Origin of the sequence: Bradyrhizobium sp. JYMT SZCCT0428, assembly GCF_018131075.1 — a bacterium.
Classification (GTDB): Bacteria; Pseudomonadota; Alphaproteobacteria; order Rhizobiales; family Xanthobacteraceae; genus Bradyrhizobium.
The window spans coordinates 83630-110504 of the sequence record NZ_JAFCLS010000019.1; the positions used below are offsets into that span (position 1 = coordinate 83630).

The 26875-nt window shown below is 61.7% G+C and carries 25 protein-coding genes and 1 riboswitch; of the genes, 12 read left to right on the plus strand and 13 right to left on the minus strand.

Annotated elements, in window-relative coordinates; translation table 11 throughout:
- Positions 1 to 388 precede the first annotated feature (388 nt).
- Positions 389 to 967, plus strand: coding sequence for a hypothetical protein (locus tag JQ575_RS20840; RefSeq protein ID WP_212035064.1), 579 nt, complete (start codon positions 389 to 391; stop codon positions 965 to 967).
- A gap of 381 nt (positions 968 to 1348) precedes the next feature.
- Entirely contained in the window at positions 1349 to 2233 is an 885-nt protein-coding gene (locus tag JQ575_RS20845) for a L,D-transpeptidase (RefSeq protein ID WP_212035065.1), read from the plus strand.
- 395 nt (positions 2234 to 2628) lie between these two features.
- On the opposite strand, the gene JQ575_RS20850 is transcribed toward JQ575_RS20845, so the two are convergent.
- On the minus strand, positions 2629 to 3390 hold the full coding sequence (locus JQ575_RS20850) for an IS5 family transposase (protein ID WP_212035066.1): 762 nt from the start codon (positions 3388 to 3390) through the stop codon (positions 2629 to 2631).
- Between the two features lie 296 nt (positions 3391 to 3686).
- Between JQ575_RS20850 and aroE the strand changes: the two genes are divergently transcribed.
- Positions 3687 to 4517 carry a shikimate dehydrogenase gene (aroE, locus tag JQ575_RS20855; RefSeq protein WP_097677143.1) on the plus strand — a complete coding sequence of 277 codons (831 nt, stop codon included), beginning with the start codon at positions 3687 to 3689 and terminating at the stop codon, positions 4515 to 4517.
- Positions 4518 to 5471: 954 nt separating this feature from the next.
- Here the strand turns inward: aroE and JQ575_RS20860 are convergent.
- Entirely contained in the window at positions 5472 to 5879 is a 408-nt protein-coding gene (locus JQ575_RS20860; protein ID WP_212035067.1) for a hypothetical protein, read from the minus strand.
- A 184-nt stretch (positions 5880 to 6063) separates the two neighbouring features.
- Between JQ575_RS20860 and JQ575_RS20865 the strand changes: the two genes are divergently transcribed.
- The 3 genes from JQ575_RS20865 (at position 6064) to JQ575_RS20875 (ending at position 8489) form a co-directional block, all read left to right on the plus strand.
- Complete coding sequence (locus tag JQ575_RS20865) at positions 6064 to 6297, plus strand: hypothetical protein (RefSeq protein ID WP_212035068.1); 234 nt, start codon at positions 6064 to 6066, stop codon at positions 6295 to 6297.
- Positions 6298 to 6474: 177 nt separating this feature from the next.
- Positions 6475 to 7905 carry a caspase family protein gene (locus JQ575_RS20870; RefSeq protein ID WP_212035069.1) on the plus strand — a complete coding sequence of 477 codons (1431 nt, stop codon included), beginning with the start codon at positions 6475 to 6477 and terminating at the stop codon, positions 7903 to 7905.
- A gap of 290 nt (positions 7906 to 8195) precedes the next feature.
- Positions 8196 to 8489 (plus strand): HdeA/HdeB family chaperone, encoded by a 294-nt coding sequence (locus JQ575_RS20875; RefSeq protein WP_212035070.1) that lies wholly within the window; start codon positions 8196 to 8198, stop codon positions 8487 to 8489.
- Positions 8490 to 8500: 11 nt separating this feature from the next.
- Here the strand turns inward: JQ575_RS20875 and JQ575_RS20880 are convergent, their stop codons facing one another.
- Entirely contained in the window at positions 8501 to 8962 is a 462-nt protein-coding gene (locus tag JQ575_RS20880) for a PaaI family thioesterase (RefSeq protein WP_212035071.1), read from the minus strand.
- A gap of 386 nt (positions 8963 to 9348) precedes the next feature.
- On the opposite strand from JQ575_RS20880, the gene JQ575_RS20885 reads away from it, so the two are divergent.
- Together JQ575_RS20885 and JQ575_RS20890 are read left to right on the plus strand one after the other, a co-directional pair.
- Positions 9349 to 9627, plus strand: coding sequence for a hypothetical protein (locus JQ575_RS20885; RefSeq protein WP_211996369.1), 279 nt, complete (start codon positions 9349 to 9351; stop codon positions 9625 to 9627).
- Between the two features lie 84 nt (positions 9628 to 9711).
- Positions 9712 to 9942 (plus strand): hypothetical protein, encoded by a 231-nt coding sequence (locus tag JQ575_RS20890; RefSeq protein ID WP_212035072.1) that lies wholly within the window; start codon positions 9712 to 9714, stop codon positions 9940 to 9942.
- Positions 9943 to 9951: 9 nt separating this feature from the next.
- On the opposite strand, the gene JQ575_RS20895 is transcribed toward JQ575_RS20890, so the two are convergent.
- The 5 genes from JQ575_RS20895 to JQ575_RS20915 all read right to left on the minus strand — a co-directional run bounded on the left by JQ575_RS20895 (position 9952) and on the right by JQ575_RS20915 (position 13220).
- Positions 9952 to 10131: a hypothetical protein gene (locus JQ575_RS20895; protein ID WP_212035073.1), complete on the minus strand. Its 180-nt coding sequence runs from the start codon at positions 10129 to 10131 to the stop codon at positions 9952 to 9954.
- Between the two features lie 839 nt (positions 10132 to 10970).
- Positions 10971 to 11210: a PilZ domain-containing protein gene (locus tag JQ575_RS20900; protein WP_212035074.1), complete on the minus strand. Its 240-nt coding sequence runs from the start codon at positions 11208 to 11210 to the stop codon at positions 10971 to 10973.
- A gap of 408 nt (positions 11211 to 11618) precedes the next feature.
- On the minus strand, positions 11619 to 11792 hold the full coding sequence (locus JQ575_RS20905; protein WP_212035075.1) for a hypothetical protein: 174 nt from the start codon (positions 11790 to 11792) through the stop codon (positions 11619 to 11621).
- A 319-nt stretch (positions 11793 to 12111) separates the two neighbouring features.
- Positions 12112 to 12291: a hypothetical protein gene (locus JQ575_RS20910; RefSeq protein WP_212035076.1), complete on the minus strand. Its 180-nt coding sequence runs from the start codon at positions 12289 to 12291 to the stop codon at positions 12112 to 12114.
- Positions 12292 to 13064: 773 nt separating this feature from the next.
- Positions 13065 to 13220 (minus strand): hypothetical protein, encoded by a 156-nt coding sequence (locus tag JQ575_RS20915; protein ID WP_212035077.1) that lies wholly within the window; start codon positions 13218 to 13220, stop codon positions 13065 to 13067.
- 757 nt (positions 13221 to 13977) lie between these two features.
- Between JQ575_RS20915 and recA the strand changes: the two genes are divergently transcribed.
- The 3 genes from recA (at position 13978) to JQ575_RS20930 (ending at position 17274) form a co-directional block, all read left to right on the plus strand.
- Entirely contained in the window at positions 13978 to 15066 is a 1089-nt protein-coding gene (gene recA / locus JQ575_RS20920) for a recombinase RecA (RefSeq protein ID WP_192734187.1), read from the plus strand.
- A 114-nt stretch (positions 15067 to 15180) separates the two neighbouring features.
- Entirely contained in the window at positions 15181 to 16152 is a 972-nt protein-coding gene (locus tag JQ575_RS20925) for a hypothetical protein (RefSeq protein WP_212035078.1), read from the plus strand.
- A gap of 75 nt (positions 16153 to 16227) precedes the next feature.
- On the plus strand, positions 16228 to 17274 hold the full coding sequence (locus JQ575_RS20930) for a hypothetical protein (protein ID WP_212035079.1): 1047 nt from the start codon (positions 16228 to 16230) through the stop codon (positions 17272 to 17274).
- 64 nt (positions 17275 to 17338) lie between these two features.
- On the opposite strand, the gene gcvP is transcribed toward JQ575_RS20930, so the two are convergent.
- From gcvP to gcvT, 3 genes are all read right to left on the minus strand, one after another.
- Entirely contained in the window at positions 17339 to 20212 is a 2874-nt protein-coding gene (gcvP, locus tag JQ575_RS20935; protein WP_212035080.1) for an aminomethyl-transferring glycine dehydrogenase, read from the minus strand.
- A 119-nt stretch (positions 20213 to 20331) separates the two neighbouring features.
- The gene (gene gcvH, locus JQ575_RS20940) at positions 20332 to 20697 is read right to left on the minus strand and encodes a glycine cleavage system protein GcvH (protein WP_192734185.1); all 366 of its coding nucleotides are present in this window, start codon (positions 20695 to 20697) and stop codon (positions 20332 to 20334) included.
- Positions 20698 to 20706: 9 nt separating this feature from the next.
- Positions 20707 to 21852: a glycine cleavage system aminomethyltransferase GcvT gene (gcvT, locus tag JQ575_RS20945; RefSeq protein ID WP_212035081.1), complete on the minus strand. Its 1146-nt coding sequence runs from the start codon at positions 21850 to 21852 to the stop codon at positions 20707 to 20709.
- 136 nt (positions 21853 to 21988) lie between these two features.
- A riboswitch (glycine riboswitch) is annotated at positions 21989 to 22079 on the minus strand.
- A 200-nt stretch (positions 22080 to 22279) separates the two neighbouring features.
- On the opposite strand from gcvT, the gene alaS reads away from it, so the two are divergent.
- Complete coding sequence (alaS, locus tag JQ575_RS20950; RefSeq protein ID WP_212035082.1) at positions 22280 to 24955, plus strand: alanine--tRNA ligase; 2676 nt, start codon at positions 22280 to 22282, stop codon at positions 24953 to 24955.
- A gap of 55 nt (positions 24956 to 25010) precedes the next feature.
- Here the strand turns inward: alaS and JQ575_RS20955 are convergent, their stop codons facing one another.
- Together JQ575_RS20955 and JQ575_RS20960 are read right to left on the minus strand one after the other, a co-directional pair.
- On the minus strand, positions 25011 to 25517 hold the full coding sequence (locus tag JQ575_RS20955) for a DUF3455 domain-containing protein (protein ID WP_212035083.1): 507 nt from the start codon (positions 25515 to 25517) through the stop codon (positions 25011 to 25013).
- Between the two features lie 131 nt (positions 25518 to 25648).
- Positions 25649 to 26866: an NADP-dependent isocitrate dehydrogenase gene (locus tag JQ575_RS20960; protein ID WP_212035084.1), complete on the minus strand. Its 1218-nt coding sequence runs from the start codon at positions 26864 to 26866 to the stop codon at positions 25649 to 25651.
- Between the last annotated feature and the right edge of the window lie 9 nt (positions 26867 to 26875).

Consider the following 26875-nt stretch of genomic DNA (forward strand, 5'->3'; position numbering starts at 1 on the left):
TTCCCGCGTCTGCGAGCCAATCGTGCCTCGGCGGTTGGCGCAGTCGATCGCTCGGAGCCCTATAACTGCTGCTGGTAACTTCCGGCCAGCGACTGTTGCTCGCCCCTTGGTGCACGGCTCCGCGCATCATCGTATCCAGCGCGCAGACAACACGAATGGCGCCCGATTACCCCGGTGGTTGGCTGCTGGTATGCCCGTTCACCGGGGTAGGCGGGAAGTCGCCGTGGTCCGGTCAAACCGACGCGAACCCAAAGCGGCCGTCAGCCGTCCTCCTTGCAGCGATGATGCGAACCGTTAGTATCACGCGGAATGATCGCAATGTCCGCCTTGGCGCGAAGAGCAGACATACAACGACGTATCATGAGAAGTTGAGAGGGAGACCCGTTACATGAGCATCGCCGATCCCAACAAGACGATCCTGACGGGCGAGAACCCGTTTATCCGCTTGAGCCCGAAGGACGGCGAGCCGAACTCGACAGAGGCGAGCTATTGGCGGATCATCTTTTCGCCGGCTGGTCCCGGCCACGTTCTCTACTTGAAGAGCGAACTGACGGAAGGTCGCTGGCGGATTTACTCCGACAACATCGCGATGGCGCGGTGGCTGCAATCTACCGTACAGGGCATGCTCAATGCCGAACTTTCCGACACAACTATCCCCTGTGCGGACGCGCAATTCTCCAAGGCGGGAGATCCGCGCTACTTCTGGACTGAACATATCAAGTCGCACGGCGAAGACATCTCACTTACCTGGTTCGATATCGGCGAGCCGCTGCTGATCCACTCGCAGCCGAACCAGATTCCCGACCGGCGCTACGGCGTGTGCACCGTGCTGATCCCGGCGCTCGGCACCCGTCTCGTTCGCAACGGCGTCGAGGCCAAGGGGCGATCCTGGCCGCGGGAACGCGAGGGACGGCCATTCTCGACGTCGGCGTTGGCATTTTCGGAGAGCTGGACGGAAGCGGTCTGAGGCGGAGCTGCCAATCAGTCTCGGCCTTCTCCTAAGTGTTGCATCAGCCGGAACATGTCGAATTGATGAGAAGGCGCGTCATACTGCCGGCTACGCACTCATGATCCCTGTACGTCCGCCCTTTGGTGTCTGCTGTCGGCACCTGGCGGACCTGGGCAAACTGTCGAAGGTCCGCTTTTGCGCCAGGAGCAGACATTCGCGCCATTTGACCAAAGCCGCCGTTAACGAAAGCGCGGAGCGTGTCTGCTCCGCCCAATTTTTTGTTGCCAGCAAGATTTCGGCGTTAACCATCGCTAGCGGTTCCAGTCTGAGCGAAATCGCTTCGAAGTTTCTTAAATTTTGCTGTGTACCCCTTCCAGGCACGGTGACATGGGGAACGATATGAGTAAGCGGGCTAAACGTGGAAAGGCAGAGACGCTCGCACTACCAATGGTCGGGAGAGTTGCAATTGGCGCAGTGGCCGTCGCCGCATTGGGATACAGCTTGCTGTCTCGCCCGACGAGCGTGCAACCGACACGGAAGCCGTCCGCGCACCAGGCCATGGCGTCGTCAACTCCGGTCTACGTGTCAACTCCGGTTCATGCATCAGCATCAGCGTCGGCTCCGGCTCCGATTGCAGCTCCGGCTCCGATTTCGGTCCCGGCGCCTCAATTCGAAACACCAAAAGCCGCTGACGCTCCCGGAGCATTTGTTCGGCAGGTGGTTGACTACGCCAGCCACCAGACGCCGGGCACCGTGATTATCGATATCAAAAACACATTCCTTTATTTCGTTCTGAACGACACGCAAGCAATGCGCTACGGCATCGGCGTCGGCCGTGAAGGTTTCACATGGTCCGGTGAACAGACGGTGGCCCGTAAGACAGAATGGCCGGATTGGCGTCCGCCTGCAGATATGCTTGTGCGTCAGCCTTATCTGCCGCGGTTTATGGCAGGTGGTCCCGGCAACCCGCTCGGCGCTCGGGCGATGTATCTAGGCGAGACTGAATATAGAATTCACGGCACCAACAAGCCCGATACGATCGGGAAGCGGGTTTCGTCCGGCTGTATCCGGCTGAACAATGAGGACGTCGTGGACCTCTATGAGCGGGTGAAAGTCGGAGCGAAAGTGATCGTGCTTCCGGCAACCGCTGCCCGTCGACCATCCCAGGGAGCGCCGCCCGAGGCCGCTTTCCGATCGCCGGACCCGGCATTGCCGCCGAACCGGCCCTCGGCAACTAACGCGCAGATGCTGTCATCTGGACCGGAGATCGCCGAGGTCCGGTAACTCAGTCCTCGGTCTGCAACATCGGCTCGCCGCTTTGTCTCCGGCACCAGAAGCGGACATTCCAGTCAGGTCGTCTCTTTGACCCATTCGAGACATTCCGGCTCAGTTACAGCCGACCGTCACAGTCCATTTATCGCGCGAAAGCCACGTATATGGGCGTCGCTAGCAGCACGCGTTCGATTGCTCGCGGACGTACTGGCGCTTGTAATCTCGAGCGTTTGGCGTTTTCGCCAGAAACTCAAAATGATACTGCGGACCGGTCATCTGGCTGCTAGCTAGGTCGAAGGTCCTCTCTTGGCACCTTTTCGGACCCGTGCCATGCCTGAATCGGGTTCGCAGTGCACGGTAAAGCGACGTCCCGTGATCGCTTGAACGGATGGGTTCACCGCCGCAATCTAGGGCGTGGACTCATAAGCGCGAAGCCATAGCCTGATCGAGGCAAGTTGTACGAAGGCAAGGTAGTTGGCAGCCAGCTTGTCGTAGCGCGTTGCAACGCGACGGCATTGCTTGATCCTATTGAAGAAGCGCTCGATCCGGTTGCGGTCGCGGTAGAGATAAGGACTGAAGTTGATCGGATTACTGCGATTGCGTTTTGGGGGGATATTGGCCCATGCGCCTCGCCGCATGGCGAGCCCTCTGATCCAATCGGCATCATAGCCGCGGTCGGCAAGCAACATCGATCCAGACTTCAAGCGAGACAGGAGTTTTCCTGCAAGCCGATTGTCGTGTGTCTCGCCGCGCGTTAGCGCAAGGCGGACCGGCAAGCCGTTGGCGTCTACAACCGCATGAATCTTGCTGGTCAATCCACCCCGTGATCGCCCCATCAGCTGCCGTTGGTTCCGTTTGATGCATGCTCCATGCTGGTGCACGCGGACAATAGAAGTGTCGATCATCTGGACAGCCGCATCGTGGGCAGCGGCGAGCGCGTCTATGATACGGCTCCACACGCCCGCCCGGCGCCAACGGACGAAGCGATTGTAGCAGGTGGTGTAGGGGCCAAAGGCGCCCGGTAGATCGCGCCAAGGCGCGCCGGAGCGCAGAACCCAGAAGATGCCGTTGAGTACGCGACGGTCATTTACCCGAGGGACGCCGCGCGGTTTGTTGGGTAGCATTGGCTTGATGGCGGTCCATTCGTGTTCGGTGAGTTCGTAGCGCATGATTCGAGCCCCTGGCGACGCGAAGGGCTTGAATCATGGTTCGCCGCCAAGGCTCAACTGGCCGCTACACTCCGCAAAGCGGACCTATTATGCTCAGGGTGAGTTTTGTCGTTCATGACCCGAGGCGGACATTGCCGCGGTCGAACTCGAAGGGGTAGCATTGGAGAGATTTTGGCGCGGGACGCGTGTCAATCGAAAAGGCCGCATCTCGAAAAAGGAGGACGCAGCCGAAGTCAGCGAAGGCGTGCTGTATGCGAGCCTGCCGTCAACGAGGCGAAGGCGTGGGGAGCGACTTGATGTCTGACAAATATGCCGTGGTCGGCAATCCGATCGACCACACGAAATCGCCGCTGATCCATCTCAGCTTCGCAAAAGAGACCGGGCAGACTATCGACTACGTCGCCATTGAAGCTCCTGTCGGCGGCTTCAGCGACGTGGTGGACAGGTTTCGGCGCGAAGGCGGCCTGGGCCTCAACATCACCGCTCCGTTCAAGATGGATGCGTTCGCGTATTGCACCGTTCTCAAGGAGCGCGCCCGGCTCGCCGGTGCCGTCAACGCGATGAAGTTCGAGGCAGACCGGGTGACCGGAGAGAACTTCGACGGCATCGGCCTTACCAACGATATCACACGCAATCTCGGCTGCTTGATGCAGGGGCGCCGGGTAGCGCTGCTCGGTGCGGGTGGGGCTGCACGAGGCGTCGTGCTGCCGTTCCTCGAACAGGGGCCGGCGGAGCTCGTTATAGCAAACCGCACCGTAACCAAGGCGGAAGAGCTTGGCCGTAAATTTGAGCAATATGGGCCCGTTACTGCTATCGGCTATTCGGCCCTCGCTGACAAAAAACTTGGCCGGTTCGATCTAGTCGTGAACGCAACTTCTGCCAGCTTGCTCGGCGAGCTTCCGCCGATAAGCCCGGAGGTTTTTGGCGACGATTGCCTTGCCTATGAGTTGCTCTACGGAAAGGGCCTTACGCCATTCCTCCGGCTGGCGCGGAACGCCGGCGTGAAGCGGCTTGCGGACGGTGTCGGTATGCTGGTCGAGCAGGCGGCGGAGGCGTTTGTGTGGTGGCGTGGCCTGCGTCCCGACACCCGGACCACAATCAAAAGACTTACCGTGCCGCTCGAATAGTCCAATCAGAGAAACTTCGGAACCGATCCAGAAGTCGTCAGCCGATTGTCGGCTCGCGTTGATGTCGCTTATTGGCCCTTTTCGGACCTCCAACCATGTCCGCTCTTGTGCCACTGTTGGGGGAAAAGCGGACATCAGATCGGCCGTGACCAAGCTTTCCGATTTATGAGTACACGGCCTAGTATGCCTTGAAAACTCCGTCGCCTCCTGCGCAAGAGCAGTCGGCGCGCGACGGATGCGACAAATTAACCCGACGGGCAAATCACTTCCGTTTTTCGGAAATCATGTCAAGTCCTAAATTTCCGAAAATCAAAAACATTTTCCTTCCCTTCCACCCCAAATCACCTGCACATCAATGGCCATCCCGTCCCACTCAGAGGGGCGTTGGCCATCGTCACAACGAGGGACGGGTCGCGGTGGACGCTGAAGTTGCGATTGACGGTCGCGGCTGAGGCGTACGGCGAAAGCGTGTGGTCCTGGCGCCCGTAACGGCGTCAAGTCTTTCGGGAGCTAACGCTTCCGAGGGGCGACGGTGGCAATGGAGGCCGTCTCACCGGGGAGAGCGCGTTATAAGCCGTAAAGCCATTGCGCAGGGAATGTCGGATGCTCTCCGCTGCCCTGTATGCTCGTGTGCAGCTTTGTTTGCACTATTCGCACACGAGACCGCGGGTGCAGCGCGCATCCGGCATTCCCTGCGCCCTCTGGATTGAGAGGGCGAGAAGATTTCGAGCAAGCCTCGGGCGCATCGCGCCGCGAGAAGGCGGACGCATATCTTCGTCGTCCCGGCCTTGAGCCGGGACTCATACGCCGCGGCTCCAATTGTCAATAAAGAAAGATAACGACTACCGCGCAAAACAATTACCGCCGGTGGTTATGGGTCCCGGCTCAAGGCCGGGACGACAGTGCTCTTTGAAATTCGAATCCGTTGCAACCGACCAGCCCAAAACAGCCCCGCTAAACCGGCTCGTAGCTCTCCGTTGCGCAGGCGTCGTCGGCTTCGACGTGGCGGCGATCGAAAACCGCGCCGTTGGAAATCGTGATGCGATAGGTCTGCGTGCCCAGCGGCTTGCCGTTCACCGAGGTCAGATCGGCTTTGACGCAGGCGGTCCAGCCCGTTCCGCGCAGCTCGGGGCGCGGCGCCGAGAACTGCACCCCCCTCGGATTGGACGCCGCCAGGAACACCGAATCCAGTTTTTCGCTGAGCAAACGCTTGAGGTCCGGCGGCGCCTCGAGCGGCGGCGGTTCGGGCGCCTTGGCGCGCAGGAATTCCGGCACCGGCGAGCGGACGTCGGCAAAGCCGCAGCCCGCCAGCACAAGCGCTCCGCCCGCGATCAACGCAATGTGAACAATGACCCGCCCCATCGTCGGCTTTCTACCCCGGGACGGCGAAAATTGCGCCCCCCGGCGGCGATCAAATTGTGCGGCCGATCGGGCCGCGCCGATCAACATTTGCTGAACAGCGCGTCCGGACAGGCTATGATGCCCCGGTCCCGGGATTGCCATCATCCCGACGGAACGTCGCCGGGATGGCGAAGAAAGCAGGGCGATGAAGACCATTACGATTGCGGCATTCATTCTGGCGTTGCTTGCGATGCCGGCGCACGCCCAGGGCCGGCGACAGCAAGGTGGTGGCGAGGAAACGAGGGCGAAGCAGGACACCAAGCCGAAGGTGGACGAGAAAGCCTACAAGGCCGCGCTCGAGCGCATTCCCGAACCGAAGGAAAAATACGATCCCTGGGGCGTCGCGCGCCCGGCGGAACCCGCCAAGAAAACCAAGTAATCCAATCCAAGTATCCAGGTAAATCAAATTGATTACATCGAATCGCGCGGGCTTTATGCCTGCGACAAATTCGTCGTTGAAGTGAGTCTGTGTCCCACCTCACACTGCCTGACTTGCTTGAACCTTTACCACCAAGACCTTGACCAATTTGCAGCCTGCATTGCCGGAGGTGGCCCCATGTTTCGTCACGCGCTTTTCCATTTGGTATTTCCGGCGGCGCTGCTGCTGGGCGTGCATTCCGCCTCCGCCGAAAGCCGCCTCGCGCTGGTGATCGGCCAGTCGGCCTATAAATCAGTTCCGGCGCTGCCCAATCCGATCAACGACGCCAAGGCGGTCAGCCAGATGCTGATCGATTCCGGCTTCGAGGTTTCGACCGTTTCCGATCTGTCGCAAAGCCAGATTCGCGATCAGCTCTCGGAGTTCGCCGGCAAGGTCGCGTCCAAGGGCGGCGATTCGATCGCGCTGGTGTATTACGCCGGACATGGCGTGCAGATCGACGGCGAGAATTTTCTGGTGCCGGTCGACATCGATCCCAAGCGCGAATCCGACATTCCGATCCAGGCGGTGCGGCTGAACGACGTCCTGAACACGCTGACCTCGGCGCCGAGCAAGATGCGCATCCTGCTGCTCGATGCCTGCCGCAACAATCCGTTTCCCGGAATAGCCAAGAGCGCGGGCGGCGGGCTCGCGATCATCGACGCCAAGATCGGCGCGCCGAACACGTTCCTGTCGTTCTCGACCTCGCCCGGTGCGGTGGCCGAGGACGGCACGGGCAGCAACAGTCCCTACACCACCGCGCTGATCGCCGCGGCCAAGGAAACCAACATTCCGATCGAGGAAACCTTCAAGCGGACGCGCGTGTCGGTCAACAAGGCGACCGACGGGCGGCAGACGCCGTGGGACAGTTCCTCGCTGACGGAGGATTTCAGATTTTCCGGCGCCCCGGTGGCCGGCCCGAAGCTGGCCGCGACCAAGAAAACCGTCGAGGAGTGGACGCGCGAACTGAAGGGCAAACCGGTCGAGGCCGCGAATGAAATCATCGTCGCCGACGGCACCGATGAATCCTACGAGGCGTTTGCCAATCTGTACGCGCAGACGCCGCTCGGTGCACTGGCCCGCGACTGGCTCAATCGACACAAGCGCATGGTGGCGTGGAACAATGCTGTCATCGCCAACACCGCGGCGGGCTATCGCGTCTTCCTGACGAGCTTCCCGGACAGCGATCTGACGCCGACCGCGCGCACGATGGAAGAACGCCTGCGCAATCGTCCCGAGATCATCCCGGCGGTGGCGGTGAGCGGTGGCGCTACACCGCAGAACGTCGCGCTGACCTGTCCCTGCACCCCGCCGGCGTCAGCGCCGCAGCTGAAGAAGAACATTGCGCCGATCAAGCGCGTCGATCCGGATCCGCCCAGGCGTGTCGAGCGCGCGCCGCCGAAGCGGGCGCGCGGGCCCGACTACTATGATGATGAAGTGGTCTATCGCCGCCCGCCGCCGCGCGAGGTGTATGAGCCCGTCGGGCCGCCTGTCGGCGTCGGCATCGGGATTGGCATCGGTGGCGGCGGCTATGGTGGCGGCGGTCATCAGGGCGGCCGGGGCAGATACTGAGGCGGCAATCACGTCATCGATGTTGCAAGAGAGCGCCGCCGGTGCGGCGCTTCTCGTTGTCGCGCTGCTGGTGCTCGCGGCGTGGCGCCGGCGCCGCCGCCGTGAGAAAACGTAATCGTGCTCTGTTTGAGAATCCCAACTAGCGCAGCGTAATTGCGAACAATCGATTCAGCACAAGCGGTGCTTGCGCATGCATTCGGATTTCGTTTACGACTTGGCCGGGAAACGTGCTGGCGCGGTTTTCCGGCATTGGTGCCGGCTTTCGCCGCCATGCGCCAACGGAGAGCATCATGAAGACGACTGTTTCGATCCTGTTTGCGGCGGCGCTCACGCTGTCATCCATTCCTGCGCATGCCGTCGTGCTCGATCTGTCGACCATGACCTGCAAGCAGTTCGTCGATGGTGGTGATGACACCATCAAGATGGTGTTGACCTGGATGGACGGCTGGTACAAGGGCGATTCCGACGAGGCGATCATCGACACCGACGTGTTCGTCGAGAACGCCAAGAAGTTCGGCACCTATTGCGGAAAGAATCCGACGATGAGCATCGTCAACGCCGCTGAATCGGTCCTCGGCAAGTAACGCCTGAATAACTACAGCATCGCGAACGCGCTCGAGACCATCGCCACCGGCTTGTTGTCGGTGGCGATGGAGAGCGTGACGCGGCCGAAGCTCATGGTGCGTCCGAGACGAACCACGCGCGCATCGGCCAGCACGTCGGAGGCGGTGACCGCGCGCATGAAATGCGTGGTCTGATCGACCGTCGTCATCGGGCGATAGCCGCGATTGGCGGCGACGTTGGCAATTACCATCGCGGTGTCGGCAAACGCCATCAGCGCCTGGCCGGAGACAACGCCGCCATTGCGGCACAGCCGTTCCGAGAACGGCATGCGCAGGATCGCGCCAGGCTGCCAGTCGGCCGATCCATCCGGCGGCGGAGTGAAGTCGAAACCCTCGATCGACAGATTGAGGTCAAGCACCCACGGTGCAAACACCTCGTCCAGCACCCGCTTTGCTTCCGTGATGCCGAATGCCGCGGTCTGTTGCTGTTGCATGAATGGTTGTTCCTCGGACGATATTTTATCCGCCCATTGTAAGGGGCATTCGGTCGCAATGACCATGGCAAGCCCGCTCGGCATTCCCAAACATCCGGCCTGCATTGGCTTGAAAATGCCAGACTTGAGAGGCATGATCGCCGCTTCGGGGAGTGGGGCGCCTTCATGTTTCGCCGGGTGGTGTTGATTTCGGGCCTGCTTGCCGTGGGCCTTGCGCTTAGCGGCTGCACCAAATGCGGTCCGATCTGGGACGACTGGATGCAATCCCCCAAATCCTGCAAGTCGGACCGGCTTTGATCGACCGTGGGCGTGCTTGGCGGCGCGGCTGCGGCGGTGATATACCGCCCGAAAACGCCGGGGGAGAGTGTCCCAAAGGAGAGCCTGTTATGAGAATTCTGAGCGCGGCCGTGATGATGGTGTTGCTGACGGCGCCCGCTTACGCGCAGATGCCCAACCTGAACCTGATGCCGGAAGTCGTCACCAGGACTCCGGAAGAGAAGGAACAGGATGCGATCAAGGATAAGGCTTACAAGGAATCGCTGAAGAAGATTCCCGACTCCAAGGCGTCTTCCGATCCGTGGGGAACCGTGCGCAGCAACGACACGCCCAAGGCGGCTGCGCCAGCCAAGCCGAAGACCGGCAGCGCGGCCAATACCCCTCGCTAGCCGAAAGCCCCCATAACGCAGACTCGGAATTGTTCTCCGCCGGTCCTATATTGAACGTGTCGTCATGTGTTTCGGAGTTGCGACATGGTCATGCGTCCGCGCGATCTGGCCAGCCGGATGGCCGCCCGGCGCAAGCCGGATGACGGCTATCTGCGCGAGACCTTCACACTGCCGCGCGAGGTAGCGCGGACGAAGGCGCGCGATTTCCTCAACCGATATCCCAAGGCGGCCTATTTGAGTGCGGTCGAAAGCTGGCGCGAACTACCCGGCGGTGACATCGAATTCACGATGCGGCGGCTTCCCAGCGCGGACTAGAAGGGCGAACTAGCCAGATGCGCTTTTTTTCCGTTCGCGGTTGATCCGCAGCTGTACCCGTCTCACCGCGAGCAGATAGAGTTTGGCTTCGGTTTTGCCGGTGACGACCCTGTCGTCAATCCGGAATTGCCATTTCCAGATACCCGGAGCAACCGCAGTCACGGTGTATTCGACGCCCTTGTAGATCATGAAGCAGCCCTGTCCGACCCAAGCCGCATTCAATCCGAGATTGTCACTTTAGATTGTAAATATTATTTGATACCCGTTGAGGGAATGGGTGGGTGCGGGGCCCCGAACGGGGAGCTCGCTTCGCGCCCGGTGAGCCTCAGCTCGCGGTCAATCTTCAGCTGAACGCGGCGCATCGCGAGCAGCAGCAGTCTTGCTTCCGTTCTTCCCGACCTGACGAGGTCACCGATCCGGAATTGCCAGTTCCAGATCCCCGGGGTTTCCGATCGTGTCAGCGTATATTCTATACCTTTGTGATTCATAGGGAATCTCCCCATGCGTCAACTGGATCAACTGGGTTGGGCGGGTAAAGTTTCCGTTCGTCCGATAGGCGTACTGTACGGTCGTCTAACGATAAGCGCGCCTGTGACACGCCGTGATCGCTACGTAAGAGGCAATCCCGCGTTCGGCAGTTGGGCGGCATACGGCCTTGCCGGCGCTCCCACGAGCCGCGGCTTGCTGCCTTGCCGGCGGCGACCTGGAATGCCCGCAGAGGCAGTCTCTGGCCTTCCTGACCTGTCCAAAACGCACCGCGCCGCGCAAGCGGAATATGGTCGCTTGGCGGCGCAGGCTTATACCCCGAGTGATGCAATGTCCCAGGCAGCTATATGTCTTGGCGGCCCTGCAAAAGGTTCAACGTCTGCTGTTAAAAAAATCCGATGCTGAAACGAAGCGATCGCTGGCGCCGTATCTGTCTGACGGTGGGGTGGTCCTCCAGATTATTCCCCGCTGTCGGCGACCCCGTCTGTATGGCCCCATGCGGCGGGGTCGTTTTGCTCTGGCGACGAGACCGGCGCGGCGGCTCAATCGAACGTGACGCCGATACGCTTATCCTTGCGCCAGACGATATGGCACGGCCGCTTCAATTGTTCTGATGGCACGAACAATGTGAAGCGGTCCGGGATGAACAGCGGGGTCACGACCTCGAGCGCTGCGCCGGAGGTCGAGAGATTCCGAACGGTGCAATCGATCGCGCCGCCGCCGAACTCGATGGTTCCGGCCTTCAACGTGCGACGCCGCAGTGCGATCCGGGTCTCGTCCATAGCCCCAATATAGCTGATTCACACGCAAATGGATGGTGGGCTGGGGTTCGCGCGGGGGTAAGGCGCGAACACAAGGCGAAAAACTGGCGACCATCCGGCTGGGAACTTTGTTCTTGTCCGGAGAACTACGGGGGAAGGCCGCCTTGCAACGACGGCCTGGCGCCGCATTATTGTTCGCTCGCCGGAGCCTTTGCGGATCCCGTCCTTGAACGCATTTTTAAGGTCGAAGCGGACAAGCAGCCTGCCTCCGACATCGGACAACGATGCCCGAGCTTCTGAACGGAGAACCACGGGCAACCTTCAAGGCGCGGACAGGGCGCGTTCTGCTGCAAGCCCGGACGGCTGATCTTCGGATAAAGTCTCAAATGAAAGAGGCCGCCAATGAAAGGCGGCCTCTTCAACCGTCGGTTACGGCAGGGTTGTCGCGATGTTCCTGATGGTGCCGGTATGGAAGCGAATGACGGCCACGATATGGTGGTAAAGATCGCTCAAACGGCCGCCCCCGTTGACGGCGTCCAGTTCGTCGATGGTCAGTTCGCAAGCGTTCAGGTCGTCGATGGACTTTTGGCCAAGCTCAATCATGCGTCTCTCCGTTATTGGGGATTACGACAAGCACGTTGCAAGGGTGCGCTCGGATGTTCCCGTTGGCTGTGATGGCTGGCACACTCCAAACTGAGCCGCTGCACGTTTCAAATCTGGCCGGTGCCGTACTGAAATCGCGTCGAGCGAAGGCACCGATCAATTCGCCGATCGTCGCCGCACAATTTGCGTTGAGCGGATACGCGGTCAGCACAGCTTCTCGCAACTTGCCGAATGAGGACGTCAGGCATGACGCTGGCGGCGTCCTCAAACAAAAGAGGCCGCCAAGGCGGCCTCTCAAATCCGGTTTGCCGGACCGGCCTTATCGCATGTGCAGGGTCATCTTCTGCGGCGGTACCAGCGGCTGGTGCACGGCGTCCAGCAAGCGGGCGCCCAACGCCTTGAGGTACGCGTCGACGATCCGGTCGAGGATGGCGCCGCCGCTGACCTGTTCGAGTTGTTCAAACGACATTTCGCAGATTTCGTTGTTGAGTTCGGTCATGTCCGTCTCCTGTTTGCGTGGGCAGGACCATTCCCGCCACCCTGGATGTCAGGGATAGGCTGCCCCTCGACGCACCGCTGTGATGACCGTCACACGACGGCTCAGACGCAAAATCGCGAAAACAACCCCATGCAAAGTAGAATGGGGTCCCGCCGACGTCGCAGAGCCGGAACTGGCCGAATGGAACACCCGAGAAGGCAAAGTCGGCCGTTAAAAAGCACAGCGCTGCCAAGCTGAATAATGCTTAGCGGCGCTGCACCAGAGCTGGAAATTGCAATGCCCCAGCCTGGAGTATACGTCCGGGACAGGACAAGGTTGCTAAAGAGTGCCGCAGAATTTCGGGAACAAGTGGCAATGGGCGGAGTTGTGAAGGTGCTGCCAGTTCCCAGTTGCCCCGGCAGCACAAGCGGCCCCAGTGCCTCTTCCCCGAGGCTGGGGCCGTTTCTTTGGGCGCGAGACAGTTTCGACGGCAGGGCAGGCGCCAGTGCTTCGACAACCACAGCGCGCCCTTTGCTGAGAGACAACGATCAGGATAGCAATACGCTGGCTGCGGGTTCGATGCGCAACAAAGTCGGTCGCGAGATCAATGTGCGGTTGTTGGTCGAGGAGAGGATGGACCGATAGAGATCGGCAAACCGATCAAAGTTGCTCGCGGCCAAAAGCAAAAGGAAGTCTTAGGACGATGACGAAGAAAGGGGCCGCCAACTGAGGCAGGCTCGGAACCCTGTTCACGGTCGGAGAACTACGGGCAGTGCCGACTCGAGCGGCCTCGATTACGCGACGGGCGGGTAGCTGGGCTTTGGAAGGCTGATTGCACTCGAATTGATGACGCCCTTCGAAATGACTTTACCCCCTGAGACCGATTCAAGCGCATCGTCGGTCAGTTGCTCCGCATCGGTCCGTTCGCGAATTTCATTCTGGTTGTTCATGTTCCCGCTCCGCGCTGTGGCGCCTTGTGCGCCGTTGATCTGGGGCGAGCATGCCGGGCGGCTGTCGGGGCGACTGTGACAGTCGTCACGAAAGCGTTCCTGCAAAAGAGAGAGGGCCGCCAACGCCAGCGAGGCGCCCTTGCTTTCTCTAGGCTGGTTCTGGTGGTTGAAGTCCGGGAGAGGAAAGCCACTCGTTTATGTGAGAGGCCGTCTCTAGCTGCCTGATCTTCCTGAGCAGCACTTCCTTCTGAGGACCGGGTTTGAGTTTGGTTACCTGTGCTTCCAAGCGGGCCTTCTCAGCTGCAATTCGATCTTCAAATGTGTGGGGCATGGATCGGCGACGCTGCATGATACAACCTCGTTGCTTACGGGTCCTAACCGTTGGGTTTGCATGTCCGATCCTATAAAATTCCGATTCCGGGCGTCGGTTCCAAAGTGAACATTCCAAAAAGTGCGCATCTCATCCCAGGTATTGGGACCAAACAGGCCAACACCGGCCGGTTCGGACTACCCACTTTGGGGGATGAACAGAGCACGGCAACATCGCGGCGCTGGTGAGGGCCAAAAAGGGCCACCTCAAAATCAAAAGGGATCATTAACTTAGCACGGGATGGAAGGGGGCCAGTACCTCGATCTTTGAAAGAACATATTGCGAACAGAGAACAAAGGTGGTACAAGTTTTCACCGTCAGTCGAATCCCTGAGATCCCTCGTCGTCCGTTTGTCCCGCTAGCGAATCCCCGCCATAAGGAGCACCCATGTCCGCCACTGCCCTGCGTATCGTCGAAGGATCCTCCATGGATAAGACCAAGGCCCTGTCCGCCGCGCTCTCCCAGATCGAGCGCCAGTTCGGCAAGGGTTCTGTGATGAAGCTGGGCAAGAACGATCGCTCGATGGATATCGAGACGATTTCGTCAGGCTCGCTCGGGCTGGACATCGCGCTCGGCGTCGGCGGCCTGCCGAAAGGCCGCGTGGTCGAAATCTACGGGCCGGAATCATCAGGCAAGACCACGCTGGCGCTGCACACGGTGGCCGAAGCCCAGAAGAAGGGCGGCATCTGCGCCTTCATCGACGCCGAACATGCGCTCGACCCGGTCTATGCCCGCAAGCTCGGCGTCAACATCGACGAACTCCTGATCTCGCAGCCCGACACCGGCGAGCAGGCGCTGGAAATCTGCGACACGCTGGTGCGCTCTGGTGCGGTCGACGTGCTGGTGGTGGACTCCGTCGCCGCCTTGGTGCCGAAGGCCGAACTCGAAGGCGAGATGGGCGATGCGCTGCCTGGCCTGCAGGCGAGGCTGATGAGCCAGGCGCTGCGCAAGCTCACCGCCTCGATCAACAAATCCAACACCATGGTGATCTTCATCAACCAGATCCGCATGAAGATCGGCGTGATGTACGGCTCGCCGGAAACCACCACCGGCGGCAACGCGCTGAAATTTTACGCCTCGGTTCGCCTCGACATCCGCCGCATCGGCGCGATCAAGGAGCGCGATGAAGTCGTCGGCAACCAGACCCGCGTCAAGGTCGTGAAGAACAAGCTGGCGCCACCGTTCAAGCAGGTCGAATTCGACATCATGTATGGCGAGGGCGTCTCCAAGATGGGCGAAATCCTCGACCTCGGCGTCAAGGCCGGCATCGTCGAGAAGTCCGGCGCCTGGTTCTCCTATGACAGCCAGCGGCTCGGGCAGGGGCGTGAGAACTCGAAAGCGTTCCTCAAGGCCAACCCCGACATGACCGCGAAGATCGAGGCGGCGATCCGCCAGAACTCCGGTCTGATCGCCGAACAGATTCTCGCCGGCCCCCCCGAGCGCGACGCAGACGGGGAAGAGCCGGCCGACGAATAGGACTTTCCGAAATCTCGGATCGCACGATTCGGGTTTCGACATAGCGGGTGCTGAGGACGTTGAGTTGCCGACGTTTTCAGTGCCCGTTTTGTTTTGCGTATGTGGGTGACTGACATGACGCGTTTGATTTTGACGTCAAGCGACTCGGCAGGCGGGTGTCTCCTGCGCGCCGACGTCGGTGACATCGTAATTCCGATTGGTCTTCGGTTCGTCTGGGACGAGTTGCCATCCGACGCGAAGCTGGAGGCCATGCTGGGGCCGGGTTCGCTGGATCATTTCCCAGATCATCGGCTTGGAAAGTTTCATTCGGAAGGAATGGGGGCGCTCGATCTCTGCGAGCGTTGCGAAGCCGTTGAACTATGGTTTGATCCGGGGCCCAACGCGCAACTCATCCTCGTGCAGCTTCTGGATTGCCTGAGCTCGCGTGAGCGTATTGTCTCGAAGCTGACCCTATTCCAGGCAGACGTCGACATTGCCAAACAGGTTCCGGAAGCGATTTCAGAATGGAAGCCTCCGGCTGTCAACATCCAGAACGAACATCTCGAAGCCGCCAGCATAGCCTGGGACGCCTACCGACGGCCGACGCCGCAGCATTGGGCTGATTTGCTCGACAAGGACGTTAGCGTCCTGCCGCAGCTTCGGCAGACCGTGCTGGAATTGCTCGAAGAGCTTCCCAAGCCCGCAACCGGGCTCGGCGCGACCGAAATGCGAATGCTGGAACTGGTCGCTGCCGGTGACGCAACTCCGTTCGACCTCTTTCCGGGCCACAACAAGCGCAACACGCGACGTGTACTCGGCTATTGGGAGGTTGGTGGGCTGCTGGATGGGCTGGCGCGCGGTCCGGCGCCTGCCGTGGCCGGCCTTGAGGAGGGGCCGTTCACGGACGAGATGCACGATGAAGCTGCGCGCCTCGCGCGATACAGGCAGAGCAAACTGTCGCTGACCCCGCTCGGCGAGGCCGTCTTGGCGCAGGCTGAAGATTTCAGCCGGCACAATCCGATCCATCGCTGGTGGGGCGGGACGGAATTGACCAATGACAATTTGTTGCGTTGGGACACGCTGAATCGCGCGTTGATCGCGCCGTGAATTGCCTCGCCGCTGATGAGAAGAGTTCAAATATACTGAGTTGCTTTATTCTGATGCGTAGAATTGGTGAGGTCCATGAAGCCACTAATCCTTGCCGGCGAGTATGGCTGGAATTTCGAACGTTCGGGGCGGACCGAAGCGCCTGCCACATTCTTGTTTCGCCTTGTAGATGGGAAGTTGCCCTCTGCGGACGAACTCGCGGCATATGCTCGGGAACTAACGGAGAAGCACGGTCCCGGAGCCCACTGGTCGGTCTACACGGCCCGCTGGCATCGCCAGCACGACAGTCTCAAGACCCTCAGCCTTGTCGACGTCTGCCGGTCATTCGAGACCGTCGAGCTGTGGTTCGATCCGGCACCGAACGATCAGTTGCAACTGGTCTGGCTGCTCGATCTTCTCAGCTCGCATCCGGAGGTCGTGGCTAAGTTGAAGGTGCGGCTCGTCGATTTCGATCTTCTCATGGCGAAGCCTGAAGAACTTGCCAGATGGAAGGTGCCCGCCGTCGAGGTCACCGAGAGTGAGATCGAGACAGCGAGCATGGCATGGCAGGCGTATCGGTCTGCGACGCCGGAAGCCTGTTTCGATTTGTTGGCCAAGGATTTGAGCGCGTTGCCTTTGTTGAGACCGGCGTTGCTTGACCTGCTCGAAGAACTGCCTTCCTACGCGACTGGACTCGGCGCGACGGAAATGCGCTTGCTGGAACTCATTGCGCGAGGCTACACGCTCACGAATGCGTTGTTCTATCTCTCATCCGTTCGGCAGCGGCGGGTCTTCAACACTCGGGAAATCGGTTTCCTGCTCGAAGGGCTGGCGCATGGTCCTAATCCAGCGATCGCCGGCCTTGACGATGAGTTGCGTACGCTTGACAAGGAGAACGAGCGCGGCCGCGACGAGGCTTACCGACGAAGCTTTCTGTCACTGACTGAGCTTGGCTGGGCAATTGTCGAGCACAAGGAAGATTTCAGCCGCTACAATCCGATCGATCGCTGGTGGGGCGGGACCAGGCTGACCAATGACTGTCTGTGGCGCTGGAATCCGGCGCTTGTCGCGCCTCGGCCATCTCGACCTTTATCGACTTTTGTACCTGGGCCGAAAACCCACCCGTCTCGTGAGCCGCTTTGATCGATGCGAATGAGTTGGCTTCACTGAAGTTCGGCGAAGCCAACACCTTTCACAACGCACAAGCTCACTCCGCCGCCTGCGCGTAATCCTCGACCGGCGGGCACGAGCACACTAGGTTGCGGTCGCCATAGACGTTGTCGACGCGTCCGACCGGGCACCAGTATTTGTCCGTCCGCGACGTGCCGGCCGGGAAGCAGCCCTCGGCGCGGCTGTAGGCGCGGGCCCATGCGTCGTCGGCGATGTCATGCACGGTGTGCGGGGCGTGGCGCAGCGGCGAGGCTTCGATCTTCCAGCGGCCTTTCTCGACCTCGGCGATCTCGTTGCGGATCGCGATCATGGCATCGCAGAAGCGATCCAGCTCCGCCTTCGATTCGGATTCGGTCGGCTCGATCATCAGCGTGCCCGGTACCGGGAAGCTCATGGTCGGCGCGTGGAAGCCGTAGTCGATCAGCCTTTTGGCGATGTCGTCGACGGTGACGCCGCTGGTCGCCTTGAGCGGGCGGGGATCGACGATGCATTCATGCGCGACGCGGCCTTTTGCATTCTTGTAGAGCACCGGGAAATGCGGATCGAGTTTGCTCGCGATGTAGTTGGCGTTCAGAATCGCGATCTCGGTCGCCCGCGTGAGGCCTTCGCCGCCCATCATCAGGATGTAGATGTAGGAGATGGTGAGGATCGATGCTGAGCCGAACGGGGCGGCCGACACCGGCCCGATCGGATGGGGCACCGTGCCATCGGTCGCGGGATGACCGGGCAGGAAGGGCGCCAGATGCGCCTTGACGCCGATCGGTCCCATGCCGGGGCCGCCGCCGCCATGCGGAATGCAGAACGTCTTGTGCAAATTGAGATGGCTGACATCGGCGCCGTAATCGCCGGGCCGCGACAGGCCGACCTGCGCATTCATGTTGGCGCCGTCGAGATAGACCTGTCCGCCATGGCCATGCACGATGTCGCAGATATCGCGGATGTGCTCCTCGAACACGCCGTGCGTCGAGGGATAGGTGATCATGATCGCGGCGAGATTCTTCGAATGCTTCTCGGCCTTCGCGCGCAGATCGTCCACGTCGACGTCGCCTCTGATGTCACAGGCGACCACCACCACGTCCATGCCGACCATCGCGGCGGAGGCCGGATTGGTGCCGTGCGCGGAGGAGGGGATCAGGCAGATTTTGCGATGCGGCTCGCCGCGTGCGGCGTGATAGCCGCGGATCGCCAGCAGCCCGGCATATTCGCCCTGCGCACCGGAGTTCGGCTGCAGCGAGATCGCGTCATAGCCGGTGATGTCGCACAGCCATTTTTCCAGCCGCTTGAACAGCGCGTGATAGCCCTTGGCCTGTTCGGCCGGGGCAAACGGATGCAGGCTGCCGAACTCGGCCCAGGTCAGCGGGATCATTTCCGCCGTGGCGTTGAGCTTCATGGTGCAGGATCCCAGCGGAATCATCGCGCGGTCGAGCGCGAGATCGCGGTCACTGAGCTTGCGCATGTAGCGCAGCAGCTCGGTCTCGGAGCGGTGGGCATGAAACACCGGATGGGTCAGGAATGCAGTTCCGCGTTTCAGCTCGGCCGGAAGCGCCTCGCGTGCACCAATTTCGACCTCCGCGTAGGACAGCTTGCCGCCGAACGCGCGCCATACCGCCTCGATCACGGACGGCGTCGTGGTCTCATCCGCCGAAATTCCAAGCGTGCCGTCTCCGAGACGCAGATTGATCTTCTCAGTCCGGGCGCGGGCGACGATCTCGTCCTGCTTCGCGCCTGATGAAACCGTGACGGTGTCGAAGAAATTCTGTGACGCCGGCGCAAAGCCGAGTTTTGTCAGTCCCGCCGCCAGCACGGCGGCACGTCGGTGCACCTGGCGCGCGATGTACGTCAGTCCTTCGGGGCCGTGATAGACCGCGTACATCGAGGCGATCACCGCCAGCAGCACCTGCGCGGTGCAGATGTTGGAGGTCGCCTTTTCACGGCGGATATGCTGCTCGCGGGTTTGCAGCGCGAGGCGATAGGCCGGCTCGCCGCGCGAATCCACCGACAGCCCGACGATGCGGCCGGGCAGCGAGCGCTTCAGCGCGTCGCGCACCGCCATATAGGCGGCATGCGGCCCGCCGTAACCCATCGGCACGCCAAAGCGTTGCGCCGATCCGATCGCGATATCGGCGCCGAGTTCGCCAGGCGAGGCCAGCAGCGTCAGCGCCAGCAGATCGGCGGCGACGACGGCGAGCGCCCCCCTGGCGCGCAGCGACGCAATCGCGGGGCGCAGATCACGCACCGCGCCGGAGCTCCCAGGGTATTGCAGCAGCGCACCCAACACATCAGCTTTGTCGAGATCGGAGAGGGGATCGCCGACGATCAGTTTCCAGCCCAGCGGCTCGGCGCGGGTGCGCAGCAGCGCCAGCGTCTGGGGATGGACGTCTTTGTCGACGAAGAAGGCCTGTGCCTTCACCTGGGAATGCCGCTCCGCCAGCGCCATCGCTTCGGCCGCAGCCGTGGCTTCATCGAGCAGCGAGGCGTTGGCGACATCGAGGCCGGTGAGGTCGCAGATCATGGTCTGGAAGTTGAACAGCGCCTCCAGCCGGCCCTGGCTGATCTCGGGCTGGTACGGCGTATACGCCGTGTACCAGGCCGGATTCTCCAGGATGTTGCGCTGGATTACCGCGGGCAGGATGGTGCCGGAATAACCCTGGCCGATCAGCGAGGTGAACACCTGGTTCTGCGCTGCGAGTTCCCCCATATGCGCCAGCGCTTCGGTCTCGCTCAAGGCGCGCCCGAGATCGAGCGGCGTCTTCTGCCGGATCGAGGACGGCAGCGTCTGGCTCATCAGCTCGCCGAGACTCTTGGCGCCGACGCTCTCCAACATCGCCTGGATGTCGCGGGGCGAGGGGCCGATATGGCGGCGCACGAAATCGGTAGCGGGTTCGTTCAGGGGCTTGAAGGGCGCGTTCATGGGTGAGTCCTTGTCACGTCGAATTCGATAAATCCGTCATGGCCGGGCTTGTCCCGGCCATGACGGAAAGAGTGTGTTGGGTCGGGCCTGATTCAAACGAACCTCCAACGCCTCAACTCTCACGCGGTGTGCTTGGCGTAGGCGGCTTCATCCATCAGGCCGTCGAGTTCGCTCTTGTCCGCAATCTTCAGTTTGAAGAACCAGGCCTTGCCGGCGGCGTCGGAGTTCACCAGCGCGGGTTCGGCGGCGAGTTCTTCGTTGACCTCGAGCACGTCGCCGGAGATCGGCGCGTAGACGTCGGACGCGGCCTTGACCGATTCGACCACGGCGGCGGCTTCGGCCTTCTTCAGGCTGCGGCCGACCTTGGGCAGTTCCACGAACACGACATCGCCGAGCTGCGACTGCGCATAGTCGGTGACGCCGATAGTGGCGACGTCGCCCTCGATGCGGAGCCATTCATGGTCGGTTGTGAACAAGATCGTCATGGAACTTCCTCAGCGTTTATAGGTGTTGGGAACGAATGGCATGGGAGCGACCTGCAGCGGCAGGCGCTGGCCGCGGACTTCGGCGAAAACCTGCGTGCCGGCTGCGGCGAGCTGTGACGGCAGATAGCCCATCGCGACGGGTGCATTGAGGCTCGGGCCGAAACCGCCTGAGGTGACCTTGCCGATCGGCTCGGCCGAGGCGCTGTCGGCAAACAACACCGCGCCTTCGCGCACCGGCGCGCGGCCTTCGGGCCGCAGGCCGACGCGGCGGCGCGCGGCGCCTTTTTCAAAATGGCCAAGAATGTTTTCGGCACCGGGAAAACCGCCGGCGCGCGCGCCGCCCGTGCGGCGGCTCTTCTGCACCGACCATTCCAGCGCGCCCTCGACCGGGCTGGTCGTGGTGTCGATGTCGTGGCCGTACAAACAAAGTCCGGCCTCGAGCCGCAGGCTGTCGCGGGCGCCCAATCCGATCGGCAGCACGTCGCTGTTCTCCAGCAGCGCGGTCACCAGCGCTTCGGTGTGTTCAGCCGGAACCGAAATCTCAAAACCGTCCTCGCCGGTATAGCCGGAACGCGATACGAAGCAGTCAAAGCCCGCGACCTTGCGCGGACCGGTGTCCATGAATTTCATCCCGCCGACGTCTGCACAAAATTTCGCCAGCGCGGATTCGGCCTTCGGGCCCTGCAGCGCGATCAGCGCGCGGTCGGCCAGCGAATCGATGACGCAGACATCCGAAAGGTGCGCGCGCAGATGCGCCTCGTCCTCGGCCTTGCAGGCGGCGTTGACCACCAGGAACAGGTGGTCGCCGAAATTCGCCACCATCAAATCGTCGAGAATGCCGCCATCGGGATTGGTGAACTGCGCGTAGCGTTGTCGCCCGGGCGCCACCGCAACGATGTCCTGCGGCACCAGCCGCTCCAGCGCCAGTGCGGCGTCCTCGACCTTGCCGGATTTCGGCCGCAGCGCGAGCTGGCCCATATGCGAGACGTCGAACAGCCCGGCGGCGCTCCGCGTGTGCTGGTGTTCCCGGAGCACGCCGGCAGCGTACTGCACCGGCATTTCATAGCCGGCGAACGGAACCATCTTGCCGCCGCGCGCCACATGGAGCGCGTGCAAGGGTGTGTGATGTAAAGGAGATTCGTCGCGTGCCAGCATTCAGGGACCCTCCAGGGTTCGGGGACCAGTCCCCAAAAACCCAAAGAAAGCCCCATCTGTCGCTGTGCCTGAGAGTATTATCCCGTCGGCGGACACCCCTGGGCCAAAGCCCTTCGGCGTCTCTTTCCAGATGTTAGTCCGTCACGGGGTCCGTTTGCCTGAGAGTTTCCGGGGCGGTTGCTCCTTCGGCGCCGGCGCTTAAGCCGATCTCTCCCGACGTGACGTCTTGAACAGGGGTAAGGAAAACACGGCGCCACCATGGCTGTCAACGCGCACAAGCGCCTATCAACCAGTCTTGTGTGCTGCGGCAAGCCTATGATCCGCCTGCACAGTTTCTGGACACCGCCTTTGGCCTTGTCTAAAAGCGTTCGGCCGGCAGAAAAGGCTATTTGCGGCCTGACCCGGTCCTATTTCCGATTGGATGAACATGAGCGGCGTCAACGAGATCAGGTCGACATTTCTGAACTACTTCAAGGCGAATGGTCATGAGATCGTGGCCTCGTCGCCGCTCGTGCCGCGCAATGACCCGACCCTGATGTTCACCAATGCGGGCATGGTGCAGTTCAAGAACGTCTTCACCGGCGTCGAGAAGCGACCGTACCAGCGCGCCACCACCTCGCAGAAATGCGTCCGCGCCGGCGGCAAGCATAACGACCTCGACAATGTCGGCTACACCGCGCGCCATCTCACCTTTTTCGAGATGCTCGGCAATTTCTCGTTCGGCGATTACTTTAAGGAGCGCGCGATCGAGCTTGCCTGGAACCTGATCACCAAGGATTTCGGGCTGAAGAAGGACAAGCTGCTCGTCACCGTCTATCACACCGACGACGAGGCGGCCGCGCTTTGGAAGAAGATCGCGGGCTTTTCCGACGATCGCATCATCCGCATCCCGACCTCGGACAATTTCTGGGCCATGGGTGATACCGGGCCCTGCGGTCCCTGCTCGGAGATTTTCATCGACCGCGGCGAGCATATCTGGGGCGGTCCGCCAGGCAGCCCGGAAGAGGATGGCGATCGCTTCCTCGAATTCTGGAACCTCGTCTTCATGCAGTTCGAGCAGGTGACGAAGGAGGAGCGCCAGCCGCTGCCGCGTCCCTCGATCGACACCGGCCTCGGGCTGGAGCGCATGGCCTGCATCCTGCAGGGCGTCGAGAGCGTCTTCGAAACCGATCTGTTCCGTCACCTGATCGATGCCACCGCTTCCGCGCTCGGGGACGGACCGCAGGAGCAGAACGTGGCGTCGTTCCGCGTCATCGCGGACCATCTGCGCTCCTCCGCCTTCCTGATCACCGACGGCGTGCTGCCCTCGAACGAGGGCCGCGGCTATGTGCTGCGCCGGATCATGCGCCGCGCGATGCGTCATGCGCAGTTGCTCGGCGCGCGCGATCCCTTGATGCATCGTCTGGTCTCGGCGCTGGTGCGCGAGATGGGCCAGGCCTATCCGGATCTGGTGCGGGCGGAAAAGCTGATCGAGGAAACGCTGCGGCTGGAGGAAACCCGCTTCCGCAAGACGCTGGCCCGCGGCCTTTCCATTCTCGACGAGAAGAGCAGTTCGCTGAAGAAGGGCGACATGTTCGACGGCGATACCGCGTTCACGCTGTACGACACCTACGGCTTCCCGCTCGATCTGACGCAGGACGCGCTGAAGTCGCGCGGCATCAGCGTCGATCTCGCCTCTTTCACCGATGCGATGGAAAAGCAGAAAGAGAAGGCGCGCGCGTCATGGTCGGGAAGCGGGGATACCGCGAGCGAGAACATCTGGTTCCCGCTGCGCGAGAAACTCGGCGCCACAGAGTTCTTGGGCTATGAAACCGAAAGCGCCGAGGGCGTGGTTTCCGCGCTGGTGAAGGACGGCAAGGATGCCGACAGCCTCAAGGCCGGCGAGACCGGTTCGATCGTTCTGAACCAGACGCCGTTCTATGCGGAGTCCGGCGGCCAGGTCGGCGACACCGGCGTGATGATCGGCGAGGGCGTCAAATTCCGTGTGACCGATACGCAGAAGCGGGCCGGCGATCTGTTCGTGCATCAGGGCATGGTGGAGCAGGGCACGCTGAAGGTCGGAACTGCGCTGCAGCTCGAGGTCGACCATGTCAGGCGCTCCTCGATCCGGGCGCATCACTCGGCGACGCATCTCTTGCATGAGGCGCTGCGTCAGGTGCTCGGCGACCACATCGCCCAGCGCGGTTCGCTGGTGGCGCCCGATCGCTTGCGCTTCGATTTCGTGCACCAGAAGCCGATCACGGCGGAAGAACTCGCGCGCATCGAGGATATCGCCAACGAGGTGGTGCTGGAGAATGACGAAGTCACCACGCGCCTGATGGCGGTCGACGATGCCCGCGAGGCCGGGGCGCGCGCGCTGTTCGGCGAAAAATACGGCGACGAGGTGCGGGTGGTGTCGATGGGCCGGCAGGCCCGCGAGCAGGGCCAGAACGCGCTCGGCTGGTCGGTGGAATTGTGCGGCGGCACCCATGTGCGCCGTACCGGCGACATCGGCCTCATTTCAGTGACCGGCGAAAGCGCGGTTGCCTCCGGCGTTCGCCGCATCGAGGCGCTGACCGGACGTCACGCGCGCAAGCACGCCAACGACACCATGCAGTTTGCCAGGAACGCGGCCGGCGAACTGCGCACCTCGGTCGAGGAAATGCCGGCGCGCATTGCCGCGCTGGTGGAAGAGCGCAAGAAGCTCGAGCGCGACCTGTCGGATGCGCGCAAGAAGCTCGCGATGGGCGGCGGCGGAGGCAATGGTGCTGCGGCTACCAGCGGCGTGCGCGAAGCGGGCGGCGTCAAGCTCCTGGCGCGTGCGGTCGAAGGCGTCGAGACCAAGGATCTCAAGAGCCTCGTCGACGACGGCAAGAAGCAGATCGGCTCCGGCGTGGTTGCGATCGTCGGCGTCACCGAGGATGGCAAGGCCGGCGTCGTGGTCGGCGTCACGGCCGATCTGACCTCGCGCTTCAGCGCGGTCGATCTGGTCAAGATCGCCTCGGCGACGCTCGGCGGCAAGGGCGGCGGCGGGCGGCCCGACATGGCGCAAGCCGGCGGGCCCGACGGCGCCAAGGCCGATGCCGCGTTGACGGCGATCGAACAGGCGATGGCCGGCGCGTAGCGAAGCGCCGTGTGAAAGCCGGGGACGCGCCCGACGACTAAATTAGGCGCGTCGCTCAGGGTTTACGCAGGAACACATAGTCCGCCGAGTAGGGCACGTTCAGGAAGCTGCCGACGGTCTCGCAGGCGCCGTCGCGCTTGCCGCCCTTGGTGTTGATGCGCTGCACTGTGGTGGCCTCGGCGAGGACGCCGCTGCCGCGCCGGGAAGTCACTTCAAGCTTCAGCCAGGGGATATCATTGGCGGTCGCGCCGGGGGCGTTGCCGGCGACCTTGGCGGCCACCGCGCTGCCGTCGCTGTGTTCCCAATTCGGTCCGGCGTAGTGGCGGCCGACGGTCTTGCCGTCGGCGAGCAGCGTCGCGATCGGTTCCCGGAATGACCAGATTGCCTTGCCGTCAGCGCCGGCCTTGCATTCGTAAACCTGCGCGCCTTCGGCATGCAGGGTTACGACCACGGTCTGGCCCGGCGCGGCGATGGCTTCGGGAAGCGGCTCGGCGGCGTGGGTGGTCACTGAACTCGCGAGCAGCAGGAACAAAGCGAGCGTCGCATTCCTGAAATCTGGCATCGCGCTCTCCTGAGGTTGGTATCGTCATTGCGAGGAGCGAAGCGACGAAGCAATCCATTCTTTCTCTAGTAGAGGGATGGATTGCTTCGCTACGCTCGCAATGACGCCGATGGAGGAGCGGCCGAGGCGGCTTACTTCGCCGCCATGGCCTTGGTGAGGTTTTCCGCGACCTTGTCGAGGAAGCCTGTCGTGGAGAGCCAGCGCTGGTCGGCGCCGACCAGGAGCGCAAGGTCCTTGGTCATGTAGCCGGCCTCGACGGTGTCGACGCAAACCTTCTCCAGCGTGTCGGCAAACTTCGCCAGTTCCTCGTTGTTGTCGAGCTTGGCGCGGTGCGACAGGCCGCGGGTCCAGGCGAAGATCGAGGCGATCGAGTTGGTCGAGGTTTCCTTGCCCTTCTGGTGCTCGCGGTAGTGGCGGGTTACCGTGCCATGCGCGGCCTCGGCTTCCACGGTATCGCCGTCCGGTGTCATCAGCACCGAGGTCATCAGGCCGAGCGAGCCATAGCCCTGCGCCACCGTGTCGGACTGCACGTCGCCGTCGTAGTTCTTGCAGGCCCAGACATAGCCGCCGGACCACTTCATCGCGGCCGCCACCATGTCGTCGATCAGGCGGTGTTCATAGGTGATCTTCTTCGCCTCGAACTTGGCCTTGAATTCCTTGTCGTAGATGTCCTGGAAGATGTCCTTGAACCGGCCGTCATAGGTTTTCAGGATGGTGTTCTTGGTCGAGAGATAGACCGAGTAGCTCTTGGCGAGGCCTTGGTTGAACGAAGCGCGGGCGAAATCGGCGATCGAGTCGTCGAGATTGTACATCGCAAGCGCAATGCCGGCGCCCGGCGACTTGTAGACTTCGCGCTCGATCACCTGGCCGTCCTCGCCGACGAATTTCATCGTCAGGGTGCCCTTGCCGGGGAACTTGAAATCGGTGGCGCGGTACTGGTCGCCGAAGGCGTGACGGCCGATGATGATCGGCTTGGTCCATCCGGGCACCAGGCGCGGCACGTTCTTGCAGATGATGGGTTCGCGGAACACCACGCCGCCGAGGATGTTGCGGATGGTGCCGTTGGGCGACTTCCACATTTCCTTGAGGCCGAATTCCTTCACCCGGGCTTCGTCCGGGGTGATGGTGGCGCATTTGACGCCGACGCCGACCTTCTTGATGGCGTTGGCGGCGTCGATCGTGACCTGGTCATTGGTCTTGTCGCGGTATTCCATCCCGAGGTCGAAATACATCAGGTTCACGTCAAGGAACGGGTTGATCAGCTTGTCCTTGATGTACTGCCAGATGATCCGGGTCATCTCGTCGCCATCGAGTTCGACGACGGGGTTGGTCACCTTGATTTTTGCCATGACGGAGGG